Here is an 11,805-nt window from a genome sequence, read left to right as displayed (position 1 = left end):
TGAACGGACTTTGCAAGTGGACGGCGCGCTGCAGTTGAATCCTGTCAAGATACTTGCCCGGTTATAGAAGAAGAGAAAGCTTGTACATTGCCAAAAAACATGTTACGATTAAACCGACAGGCAGTCGGTCGGTATAAAGGGGGTAAACTATTGAGAATTGTAAAAGAAGCGGAAGAGCGCAGGAACGAAATTCTGGACGCGGCGGACGAGCTGTTCGGCCAGAAGGGCTTTGACGGCACAAGTACAAACGATATTCTCCATAAGGTCGGAATCGCGCGGGGAACCCTGTATCATCACTTCAAGTCGAAGGAAGAGATTATGGATGCGCTGATTGAGCGGTATAACGCCCGTCTCCTGGGAGAGGCCCGGGAAATAGCCGAAGACAAGGGCATCCCCATAGTCGAGCGTATCGTCCGGGTTGTGGCGGCGCTGAACATAAGCGGCGGAAGCAGCGGCGGTGAAATTATGGATCACATTCACAAGCCGCAGAACGCGCTGATGCATCAGAAAATCCAGAGGGTCATCATCAACGGCGTGACGCCGATTCTGACCGGAATTATCCGCGAGGGCATCGAGCAGGGGATGTTCCGCACACCGTATCCGTATGAGTGCATGGAGATGGTTGTGATCTATGCGATTACCGTTTTTGATGATGATATCGTGATCATGACGGACGAGGAGCGCGTGTCGCGAATGCTGGCTTTTATAGGCAATGTGGAAAGGCTGCTTGGTGCGGAGCGCGGAAGTCTGATGGACACGATGAACATGTTTGGCTAAGGGTTCGGCGGTAACTCATTGGAATTTGACTAGACAGAGGTGACCCATGTACTACAGGATAATCCGCAACGATATATCGGCGAGCAAACTGGTCACGTTCACAACGATGGTATTTGTTGCTGCGGCCGCTATGCTGGTATCGCTGGCGGCGATCCTCGTCGTCCATCTATCGGGAGCGATCGATACGCTGATGACGAAGGCGGAAACCCCGCATTTTATGCAGATGCATTCGGGCGGTCTGGATCGTGCGCGGCTGGCCGCTTTTGCGGAACAGAACCGCAATGTGGAAAAGTTTCAAGTGGTTGAATTTCTGAACATGGACGGCTCGCGCATCCGATTCGGCGATCGTTCGCTGGCAGGCAGCGTACAGGATAACGGCTTCATCACCCAGAGCGGGAAGTTTGATTATCTGCTTGACCTTGAGGGGCACATCATACGCGTATCCGATGGTGAGCTGTATGTTCCGGTCAGCTATATGAAAGACGGTACCGCGAAAATTGGCGATAAAGCGATGATTGCCGGAAACGAATTAACGGTTGCGGGTTTCCTCCGGGATTCGCAGATGAACTCCACGCTGGCCTCTTCCAAACGGTTTCTGCTCAGCGAACGCGATTTCGAGGCATTAAAAGGACGCGGGAACATCGAGTATCTGATCGAATTTCGCTTAAAGGATATGTCGAAGCTCGGCGAATTCGAAACGGCTTATGCGTCCTCGGGGCTTGAAGCGAACGGACCGACGATTACATACCCGCTGTTCAGAACGATTAACGCCCTTTCCGACGGTATGATGATCGGGGTAATCCTTCTAGTCAGCGTGCTGGTCGTGGCCATCGCCTTGATGTGCATCCGCTTTACGCTGCTTGCCAAAATCGAAGACGATTACCGAGAGATCGGTGTGATGAAGGCGATCGGGCTGCGGCTCTCCGACATTAAGAAGATTTACGTGGCGAAATATACAGTGATTGCAGCGACCGGATGTATCGCTGGTTTGCTGCTTGCGTCCCTGCTGCAGGACCTGCTTCTTGAAAATATCCGGCTGAATATGGGGGAGAGCGATAATGCATCCTACGCCCTGCTGTTCGGAATGATCGGCATCCTGCTCGTATTCGCTGCCATCCTTGCTTATGTAAGCGGAGTGTTGAGACGTTTCCGGAAAATATCCGCCGCCGAAGCGATCCGCGCAGGCACTTCTCCGGAACAAACAGCGGGAGCCAGACGATTGACCTTGAGCGGTAACAGGCTGCTCAGCACGAATGTGTTCCTTGGCGTCAAAGATGTGCTCGCAAGAAAAAAACTATATGTTACGAATCTGGTGGTGCTGATGATCTCGGCCTTTATCATGATCGTTCCGCAGAATCTGTATCATACGATATCCTCCAAAAGCTTCAGCCAATACATGGGGATCGGGAACAGCGATATGCGCATCGATATTCAGCAGACCGACCGGATGTCCGAGAAAGCCGCAGATATCGTTAAAACGATGAGCGGCGACAGCACGATCTCCAAGTATGCCGTGCTAACCACGCAATCGTTCCAATCCCGGATGGAGGACGGCTCGGAGGAGAGGTTAAAAGTTGAGCTTGGCGACCATTCCGTGTTCCCGGTGCAATATGCCGAGGGCAGAGCGCCTGCCGCGGAAGACGAAATGGCGCTTTCTGCCATGAATGCGAGTGAGCTAAGCAAGCAGGTGGGCGATTCTCTTACGCTGTTGGTTGAGGGGAAGGAAAGAAAGCTCAAGATCAGCGGAATTTACTCCGACATCACGAATGGAGGCAAAACCGCAAAGGCCGTCTTCACCGATCGGTCGGCGGCTGTCATGTGGTACGTAATCAGCGCGGAGCTTACGGACCGAGCCCTGGTCGACAGCAAAGTTTCCGAATATGCGGGCAGGTTTGAGTATGCGAAAGTTTCGGACATCGATGAGTATATGGCGCAGACATACGGCCCGACCATAAGCGCGGTTGAAAAAGCTGCCTATTCCGCAATTGCAATCGCGCTGGTCATAACGGGGCTGATCACCTTGCTGTTTATGAAAATGCTTGTCGCGAAAGACAAATATTCCATTGCCGTTTTGAAGGCGTTCGGTTTTACCAGCTCGGATCTGACGGCGCAGTATGTTTCGCGTGCGGTCTTCGTCCTGATAGTCGGAATGGTTCTCGGCACGCTGCTGGCGAACACGCTCGGAGAAAGCCTTGCGGGCGCGATGATTTCCTCCTTTGGAGCGTCGGCGTTTCAGTTTACGGCCCATCCGCTTTCGGCGTATCTGCTTAGTCCGCTGTTGATGATAGGCACGGTGCTTCTCGCGACACGGATCGGCATCTCAGGCGCGGGACGCATCCACATTTCGGAAAGTATGAAGGGGTAGGCAGATGAAGAAGGTGATTATCGGCGATCGTATCGTCAAGTCTTTCGGAGCGGGCGATGAAACGTGCAAGGTGCTTGACGGAGTGTCGGTCGAAATCGGCGAGGGCGAGTTCGTTGCGGTTATGGGGCCTTCGGGTTCGGGGAAATCAACGCTGCTGTTTGCGCTGAGCGGGACGGATGGTGTGAATGGCGGAAAGGTCGTGGTTGACGGCAAGGATTTATCCGAGATCGGGGAAAAGGAGCTGTCCGATCTGCGCCGGACGAAGATGGGATTCGTGTTCCAACAGCCGACGATGCTGAAGTATCTGAATATCCTCGACAATATCATTCTTCCCTCCACGCGGGACAACCGAAAAAACGTCGCAACCATAACGGAGAAAGCAAGAGCGCTTATGAAAAGGATGGGCATCGGGGAGCTTGGAGCACGCGACATTACCCAGGTTTCGGGCGGTCAGCTTCAACGTGCAGGCATATGCCGAGCACTGATGAACAGCCCGGCCATTATATTCGGCGACGAGCCTACAGGTGCGCTTAACTCCAAATCGGCGCAGGAAATAATGGACATCTTCTCCGAAATTAACAGGGAGGGCACGGCGATTATGCTGGTCACGCACGATGCCAAGGTTGCGGCGCGGACGGAGCGGATATTGTTTATGCGCGACGGGACGATCGTGAGCGAGCTGATGCTGCCCAAGTTTGACGGAACGAATCTGGACGGACGGGTCGAGAAAGTAACGGTGAAGATGAGGGAAGTCGGCATCTAACGGTGGGGGCGTGCTGGATCTCGATACGCGGTTATGGAGAGGTCCAGCCTGCTTTCGTCCGCAACGCGCACACAAAATGCGCGTTTTTCCGGCATTTCCGCAAAGAGAGCAATTTCGGATAAAACGTAAGGGTTTGTCGACACGATGGCATGAAGACGGCTACCGGGAGTCGTGTTATATTTTTTATTGAAAGCGCTTTACTAAAAATCCATCCCAATACGCTTCATCGGTCCGAGTCGAATCGTATCGGACGGGTAAACAAACTAATGGATTAAAGGGAGGAATGATGATGAAAAGGTACAACCAAAGCGGGGACATGCTGCTACCGGAAATAGCGGTCGAGTCCCCAAACGGGACTGTCCCTGCTCCAGGCGAGGCAACCGGCAGTCGGCTTGGGCGACGGAAATTGCTGGCTACCGCAGGGTTAGCAGGCGTTGCCGCCGTAGCCGGAGGACTATTCAATCTTACGCAAGTCCATGCGGATAAAAAGAAAGCTTCTTCCGCGGACGTGATTTGCCAGTATCCCGGCGGAACGATCCGGACCGTCTCCGACAAATTGGCCGAATCGGTCAGCGTCAAAGACTTCGGCGCGGTCGGCGACGGGACTACGGACGACACGGCGGCCATTCAGCAGGCGTTCCAAGAAGCGGACGGAGCGGTTTTTTTTCCGGCGGGCACCTACATCGTATCCCCCTCTGCAAGCTCGGCCTACATGTTGTCCATTGTCAATCGGTCGTCCTTCTCGATCTACGGCGAGGGCGTCTCTTCCGTCATCAAGGTCAAGGATGGAGCCGGAAATTACAAAGGGATGATCGGCCTCGCCAATTCGACCGTCGATCTGGCTCATTTTCATGCCGAGTCGCTCGTATTCGACCATAACCGTCACAACAACGTGCTGGCCTCTGTTACGGATTACCAGGCGCAGTTGCGAAGCTCGATAAGCAACTACTCGTCGACAGCCGGATACGGTCAAATTATTGTTACCGACTGTACCTTCCTGAACGCCGATGGGGTGGTCAGTCTTTATTTTCCGAAAGGAGTGAACGAAGGCAAGCTCGTTCGCATAACGAATTGCAGTTGGATCGGGGCCGCGAATGCGAACGGGAGCGACTTCGACCAATCGTTTATTAATGCGACCTGCGACCAATTGCTCCTATCGGGCTGCTCCTTCGAAGGCGCAGACTGGCCGCTTGCCCCGCGGACGGCGATCGAGACGCATGCTTCCCATTGCGTCGTAACGGGGAATGTCATCTCCCGTTTCCAGATTGGCATGAACCTTACCGGAATCGCACAATCCGGGACGACGCTGAACCAGGTATGCAGCGGCAATACGGTTCACACGTCCAGGGACGGTATCCTGATCTGGTCGCAATCGCTAAGCCCCGCCAATGCGACAGTCGGCTTTAAAAATATGATCGTCGAAGGGAATACGGTCGACTTGAATCCGTACCAGTATACGTTCAGCTCGACGGTCGGAGGATGCCGGGGCATATCCATCTACGGCGGGGCCAAGTCGGTCGCCTACGAAAATTTGGCCGTACATGGCAATGTGATCCGGTACGAGCGGGAAGTCGGCACGCCGTATATAAACAAGTTTGCCTTGAAATCGTTCGGCGCCATCAGCAGCTACGAGAACGGCAATCAGACGAATCTCGCTTCCCATTTTTCAATTATGAACAACAAAGTCGTCAATTGTCCGGCATCGGGCATCTTTTTCGATCTCGGCAAGGTCAAAGGACTGGTTATCTCCGGCAACGAGCTGATTGATTGCGGCACGACGATCAGCCCGACAGCACAGTTCAGCAACAAGGTCCCGCTGTACTTGTCGCCTTCACTGGAGAGCGACTGTCATGTACAGGGCAATATCGTAATGCAGACGGATCCGGCGCCGACGATCGGCAGTTTTATCTATATCCGGGATCGGGCGGGCAGCAACTACGTATACAAGTGTCTGCATAATACGTTTGCCTTGCGGGATGGCGTGGACCCGGCGAATATTGCGGATTATGTCGGGATGTTTAATTCCGCGCAGAGGCTGTGGATGGAAGGAACCGTTCCGCTGGGTACGATCCGCCTGCCTGCAATGACAGGCGGGATCGGCTCCAGGGTCGCCATTGTAGGAAGTGGTATAATCGCGTCCAAAACGGGAGCGTCTGTATGGTGGAGCAAAGAAGGTTGGGGAACGGCTCCTCCGGCGGCCGGCCTCTGGAACCCAGGCGATGTCATTCATCATGCGGCTCCGGCAGTTGCGGGCCATATGGGGTGGGTGTGCGTAGAAGCGGGTTCCCCCGGGACCTGGAAAACGTGGGGCGCTATAGAAAGCTAAAGCCGTACATAAACGATCGTCTTCACAGCGTAAAGAGCACTCGAGAGGGTGCTTTTTTCGCATGGAAGTAGACTTGGAGAAGAGGATTACCAAGCTAGGTTACGGTTTGTCGATCCGTCTTCCTCGCAAACTTGACAATAGAGGTTTATTGCAATAAACTTTTTTATAAGGTTTATTGCAATAAACCCGTTGAAGGGGGAGCGAGACATGGAACCGTACAAATTGTTCGACTCTGAGTATAAATTTGCATGTCTGATCTGGGATCATGAGCCGATCAATTCCACCGACCTGGTAAAGCTGAGCCAGACGAAGCTCGGCTGGAAGAAGTCGACGACCTACACGGTGTTAAGAAAGCTGTGCGAACGGGGAATTCTTAGAAACGAGGGCGCAACGGTCACGGCCGTGATCAAAAAAGCGGATGCGCAGAAATACGAAAGTCAGACGGTTGTGAATAAAGCGTTTAACGGGTCCTTGCCCCAATTTTTAACCGCATTTCTGGGCGGGAAGAAAATTTCGGAGAAGGAGGCGGAGGAGCTGAAGCGGATTATTGAGGAGGCGTCGAGAGGATGAACCTGTTTCTGATGATCCTTCCTATGAGTATTACGGCAAGTTTGGTCGCATTAGCGGTGATGATCGCGAGATTGTGTTTGAGGCGCGCTCCTAAACTGTTCTCCTATATCCTGTGGTCGGCAGTAGCGGTCAGACTGCTTATCCCCGTCAGTTTCAGTTCGGACTTTAGCCTGCTACGGCTGGTGCAACCTCAAGCCGACGTGGGTGGGGGCTACATAGGGAGAGTAGCGACGTTGATGGAGGTGCAGAAAAATCCCGTGGTGGATGCCGGAATTAGAGAGATAAGCCGTTTGGTAAACTCGGCCCTTCCCGCAATCGCCGCTCCTGCGACAAGCACAAGCCCGCTGGAGTTGATCCTGACGATCGGAAGCGCGATATGGATAACGGGCGTGGCCGGTCTCCTGATTCGCAGCATCGTTTCGTACTTGCACCTGGTATCCAGGCTCCGGACGGCCACCCTCGTCCAAGATAATGTCTATGAGACGGACCAGATCGACACGCCCTTTGTTTGCGGTTTTTGGAAACCGAAGATTTACATTCCGACCGGTATAAGCGAGCATGAACGGTCTTACATTGTACTGCATGAACAGACGCATATCCGGAGACGGGACTACTTGATCAAACCCTTCGCCTTTCTGCTGGTGATCCTCCATTGGTTCAATCCGCTGATGTGGCTGTCTTATTCGCTTATGAGCAAAGATATGGAGATGTCTTGCGATGAACGTGTCGTAAACAAGATGGGGGACCGGATTAAAGCGAGCTATTCGACCTCCTTGCTCAACATGTCCATGGGAAGAAGCGGGGCGCTGACCGGCAGTCCGCTTGCCTTTGGAGAGAATGACGTTAAAGCCAGAATTAAACATATCATTACGTACCGCAAGCCTTCGTCATGGAGGATGGCAGCCTACACGCTGGTAATCGCCGTCCTGGTTGTAGGATGCACGGCGAATCCCAAGCAGTCGCCTTTGTCTTCGTCTTTGCAGCGGGTGGCGCAGCCGCACTACTCGGGATATAACCTGGAGCAGCTGTTGGCTAACAAAACGCTGTACGTAGGGAACGCCAGCAAGGTAGGCGGTCTGATTGGCGGAATGCCCAAGCCTGCCGGTTTGACCGCTGACGGTATGGAGCTTCACACGAAAGCTCCGCCTTATGGGGTAACCGTTCATTATGTCCGAAATGATCCGACCGGGATATCGGAAGAAGGAGCCGTTAACGGAGAGGCTTTCTATCGCAACTCGATCCTGTTGTTAAGTCTGATCGATAATGTCGATTGGATCACCTATTCGATTGCAGATCAGGCTGGCCGGTACGACGATGCGGTATATAGCTACACCTTTACTAGGGAACAGATCGACGAGCAGATTGGAGAAGATGTCCGCCGGCATGCCGCAGACGAATCCGGCTTGAAGCGGCTGATCGACCGTTTGCCAAATGCTAAAAGCGAAAGCGTCGTCCCTCTGTAAATTCACGGATATTTGCAATAGAATGGCCGATATAGTTCGTGATTCGACTGTGGAATTCATAGACACGTTGACATGCCGCGGAAAATTCATTATCCTATCCAAGGAAGTGAACATCTCGTATAACCTCAATAATACGGTTTGAGGGTTTCTACTAGGAGCCGAACAATCCTAACTACGAGTATAGGGTGCTTGTATTTCTGCGTACCCTATACCTTGGTTAGGATTTTATTTTTTTGGAGGAAGAAGCGAATGATGGAAGCCTGGTTTAAGTTGAAAGAACGGAATACTTCGATCCGCACGGAGCTGCTGGCGGGGATGACTACGTTTTTTACGATGGTGTATATCGTGATCGTGAATCCCGGCGTACTTAGTCAAGCCGGCATGGATTTTAACGGAGTGTTTGTAGCTACCGTATTAGCCAGCATAATCGGTACGCTGATTATGGGATTTGCCTCCAATTACCCGATTGCGGTCGCGCCGGGGATGGGGCTTAACGCTTACTTTGCGTTTACCGTCGTCGGGGGCCAAAGCATTACGTGGCAGACTGCGCTCGGAGCCGTCTTCGTGGCAGGGCTGCTGTTCATCCTGCTTTCGTTGACTTCGTTCCGCTATATGCTGCTGGATGCGATTCCTTCCAGCTTGAAGCATGCGATTACGGCAGGGATCGGATTGTTTATTACGTTTATCGGTCTTCAAAACTCCGGCATCATTGTGGACTCTCCGGCTACTTTGCTTACGTTGGGCTCGCTCACCGAGCCGATGACGCTCCTGACCTTAATCGGATTGATCGTATCGCTGATTCTGATGTCGTACCGGGTGAAAGGTTATTTATTTATCGGGATGCTGATTACGGCGGTCCTTGCGGGATGGATGGGTCTGCTGAAGCTGCCCGAGAAGCTGGTCTCCCTGCCAAGCGGATTGTCCGCGACGATGCTGCAGATGGACGTCGGCGGTGTTTTTACGAACGGGTTGTACGCTGTCGTTTTCACTTTTTTGCTCATTACGTTATTCGACACGACGGGAACGATGCTTGGGGTTGCCGAGCAGGCGGGACTGGTGAAGGACGGGAAGTTTCCCCGCTCGCGCGGAGCGCTCCTTGCGGATGCGGTGGGGACTACGGCGGGGGCCGTGCTGGGAACGAGTCCAACCTCGGCCTACATCGAATCAAGCAGCGGCGTTGCCGTAGGCGGAAGGACGGGATTAACGGCGGTTACGGTCAGCTTGCTGCTGGGGCTGACTTTATTTTTCTCGCCGGTCATCGGGGTGCTTGCCGCTGTTCCTGCCATTACGGCGCCTGTGCTGATCATTGTCGGTTTTCTGATGATCAGTGTGGTGTCCAAGATCGACTGGAGCGACTTCGAGGTCGTATTCCCGGCGTTTCTGATTATCGTGCTGATGCCTTTGACTTACAGTATCGCAACGGGAATCGGCGTAGGTTTCATTACGTATCCGATCCTTAAGGCGGTAAAAGGTAAATGGCGTGAAGTTCATCCGATCTTTTACTTGTTCGCCGTATTGTTTTTTATCCAGCTGGCGTTTTTTGGGCATTGAGGGAATCGAAGATTTTTCTCGGCGAGAAGAGCGATTTGTACCCGCTATTTTGTCCGAAAACCCGTTTGGACACGGAATAAGAGCGGTTTGAAGCTGCTAATATCCGCAAAAAAGGCGTAGCCCCCTTCAGGTGGTGGAAATAAGAGGTACGAATCGCCTCTATTTGTTTCTTTCCTCCCAAGAGGCCGAAAGTAAGGGCTGCCTCAGAAAACATTTTGGGATGTACAGTGCTCACTTGGAAACCGATTCCTTGAGCAAAAGGACCTTAACCTCCACATGACTGGAATTTGGGGTCCTTTCGTTTGGAAATCGGGACGTTCCCTGTCATGCGAGCCCTTTCGGGCCCCCTTTTTTCTTATTGCTACGCATCTTTTATAGTGACGCGGCGCGTTTGTCTTGACAAAAAGTGAAGACTTGAGATATAGAACAAGTAATACAATTTCCATTCGCCATTTTCGGGGAGGTACGGCGTTGGGGAAGAAAAAGAATAAAACAAACACGCCGAGGGTTAAGCAAATGAACAGGGAGGGCCGTCTGGCCTCTGCTGCATCGAGCTGGCTTGAAACCTATAACGGGAAGCGACGCATCCGCGGTTACCGCAAACATTTTGGCGTCGACGCAGGTACGGCTGTTGCAGAACTGCGCCAGTTGGGCGTACCGCTGACCGACGAGGAGATCCGGAAAGCGAGAGAAGGCGAGCGGGCGGCGGCAAACGCCAAACAAACCCGGAAGAAAAAAAGGCTGCAGCGTCAAAAAGAGCAGCAACAAGAAGAAGCCCCTTGGTCGGATGGAACATTTGCCTACATTGCCGGGTATACGGACTGGGGGGTTCCGTATGGCATTACCTGGGAAGAGATGGAACGGTTTGCCGATCAGGAAAGTCTGGATCGCACAGCTCCTCCTCGGAGCCGAAATCGGCAGCCGGCGGATGAAGCGGGGCGTCCCCTTGTTCCAGCACGGGAGGCGGAAGAAGTGCCGTTCGATCTGGATGATTGCATGAAATATTATGCGAATGTTGAAGTGCCGTTCGAAATCGGCGAATCTGTACGAATCGCGCCTCCGACCGAGGGGACTTTCTACGAGATGGCGGATACGACGCCGGACGGTTTTGGTTTTGATCCGAATTCTGCGTAGAATAGAGAAGAATAGCGTTTAAGAAGAATGAAAGGGAGAGTTGGCCTTGAAAACGAAGAACATACCGTTACCGGAGCCTGAATTGCGGGTGATTCTGAGGGCGGCCGACGATATCATTGATGAAGGCGGACGAACGCTGCTCTCCAAAATTTTAAAGGGGTCCAAAGAGCGGAAGCTGTTGGAGCTGGGGCTGGATCGGAACCCTTCATACGGATTTTATAGAGACCTCTCCTTGGAGCAGATTACGGATAAAGTAGATCATATGATTCGAACCGGATTTTTGGAGACCGAAGTAGTAAACAAGCTTCCAAGGATTGTATTTACCCCTCGCGGATGGGCGATCGAAAGAGAGCGGCGGGCGGAAGAATTTATACAGGAATGGGACCGCTGGCTGGAGAATAATGTGACGCCGATCAGCATGGATTATTTGAAGGAACGGGACCGGGGCATGATCTTTTTGTTCTTGTTCAAAATTTTATGTTCCGGTAATAAGAAATATATTCCGTTTCTGGAGTTATGGGAACGAGTGGATTTCAAGAGAGTGCGGGTTGAGATTCAGCATGTGATCGACGTTTTGAAGCAAAAAGAGCGTCTGAGCCCGTCCGATTGGGAACGGCTGATCGAGGAACGGATACCATTGCTGCTCCTTCGCTCGCGTGAGCCGGTTATTTTGGCCTGTCAGCAATGCGACCGTCCGTTCGTATGGGATGAGTTGAATCCGGAGTGTTATACATTGGAAGGTTTGCGTTTTCCGGAGCGGTGTCCGAACTGTCGGGAGGACCAGCCTTAGCCATAGCGGCGTTCCGCTGACGGGTCATGTTCCCCGGAGAAAGGACGTCTTGGACTGGCCTGCGCG

At 52.7% G+C, this 11,805-nt stretch carries 9 protein-coding genes and 1 riboswitch; all 9 genes read left to right on the top strand.

Translation table 11 applies throughout. The features are described from left to right. Positions 1 to 150 precede the first annotated feature (150 nt). The 9 genes from PV433_RS27885 (at position 151) to PV433_RS27845 (ending at position 11,739) form a co-directional block, all read left to right on the top strand. Positions 151 to 777, top strand: coding sequence for a TetR/AcrR family transcriptional regulator (locus PV433_RS27885; protein WP_332075307.1), 627 nt, complete (start codon positions 151 to 153; stop codon positions 775 to 777). 46 nt (positions 778 to 823) lie between these two features. Further along, a complete protein-coding gene (locus PV433_RS27880) occupies positions 824 to 3,142 on the top strand; it encodes an ABC transporter permease (protein WP_332075306.1) in 2,319 nt (772 codons plus the stop codon). Between the two features lie 4 nt (positions 3,143 to 3,146). Next, on the top strand, positions 3,147 to 3,905 hold the full coding sequence (locus PV433_RS27875) for an ABC transporter ATP-binding protein (RefSeq protein WP_332075305.1): 759 nt from the start codon (positions 3,147 to 3,149) through the stop codon (positions 3,903 to 3,905). A gap of 289 nt (positions 3,906 to 4,194) precedes the next feature. Next, the gene (locus PV433_RS27870; protein ID WP_332075304.1) at positions 4,195 to 6,231 is read left to right on the top strand and encodes a glycosyl hydrolase family 28-related protein; all 2,037 of its coding nucleotides are present in this window, start codon (positions 4,195 to 4,197) and stop codon (positions 6,229 to 6,231) included. Positions 6,232 to 6,438: 207 nt separating this feature from the next. After that, the gene (locus PV433_RS27865; RefSeq protein WP_332075303.1) at positions 6,439 to 6,801 is read left to right on the top strand and encodes a BlaI/MecI/CopY family transcriptional regulator; all 363 of its coding nucleotides are present in this window, start codon (positions 6,439 to 6,441) and stop codon (positions 6,799 to 6,801) included. Continuing rightward, positions 6,798 to 8,264, top strand: coding sequence for a M56 family metallopeptidase (locus PV433_RS27860; RefSeq protein ID WP_332075302.1), 1,467 nt, complete (start codon positions 6,798 to 6,800; stop codon positions 8,262 to 8,264). The genes PV433_RS27865 and PV433_RS27860 overlap by 4 nt, the downstream gene beginning before the upstream one ends. 95 nt (positions 8,265 to 8,359) lie before the next feature. After that, a riboswitch (purine riboswitch) is annotated at positions 8,360 to 8,459 on the top strand. Positions 8,460 to 8,516: 57 nt separating this feature from the next. Further along, a complete protein-coding gene (locus tag PV433_RS27855; protein WP_332075380.1) occupies positions 8,517 to 9,815 on the top strand; it encodes an NCS2 family permease in 1,299 nt (432 codons plus the stop codon). 471 nt (positions 9,816 to 10,286) lie between these two features. Beyond that, the gene (locus PV433_RS27850) at positions 10,287 to 10,949 is read left to right on the top strand and encodes a hypothetical protein (protein ID WP_332075301.1); all 663 of its coding nucleotides are present in this window, start codon (positions 10,287 to 10,289) and stop codon (positions 10,947 to 10,949) included. 46 nt (positions 10,950 to 10,995) lie between these two features. Next, positions 10,996 to 11,739, top strand: a complete 744-nt coding sequence (locus PV433_RS27845) for an RQC-minor-1 family DNA-binding protein (RefSeq protein WP_332075300.1) — start codon at positions 10,996 to 10,998, stop codon at positions 11,737 to 11,739. Positions 11,740 to 11,805: the final 66 nt, after the last annotated feature.

The organism is Paenibacillus sp. GYB004 (assembly GCF_036577605.1).
GTDB lineage: Bacteria > Bacillota > Bacilli > Paenibacillales > NBRC-103111 > Paenibacillus_AB > Paenibacillus_AB oceani.
The sequence above is the reverse complement of the archived record's forward strand: the minus strand, read 5'-3'. Positions and strand labels throughout refer to the sequence as shown.

Excerpts from the sequence above, each read along its gene's own strand:
- PV433_RS27860 (WP_332075302.1), top strand. The coding sequence starts at position 6,798 with ATGAACCTGTTTCTGATGATCCTTCCTATGAGTATTACGGCAAGTTTG.
- PV433_RS27855 (WP_332075380.1), top strand. The coding sequence starts at position 8,517 with ATGGAAGCCTGGTTTAAGTTGAAAGAACGGAATACTTCGATCCGCACG.
- PV433_RS27870 (WP_332075304.1), top strand. The coding sequence starts at position 4,195 with ATGAAAAGGTACAACCAAAGCGGGGACATGCTGCTACCGGAAATAGCG.
- PV433_RS27865 (WP_332075303.1), top strand. The coding sequence starts at position 6,439 with ATGGAACCGTACAAATTGTTCGACTCTGAGTATAAATTTGCATGTCTG.
- PV433_RS27880 (WP_332075306.1), top strand. The coding sequence starts at position 824 with ATGTACTACAGGATAATCCGCAACGATATATCGGCGAGCAAACTGGTC.
- PV433_RS27875 (WP_332075305.1), top strand. The coding sequence starts at position 3,147 with ATGAAGAAGGTGATTATCGGCGATCGTATCGTCAAGTCTTTCGGAGCG.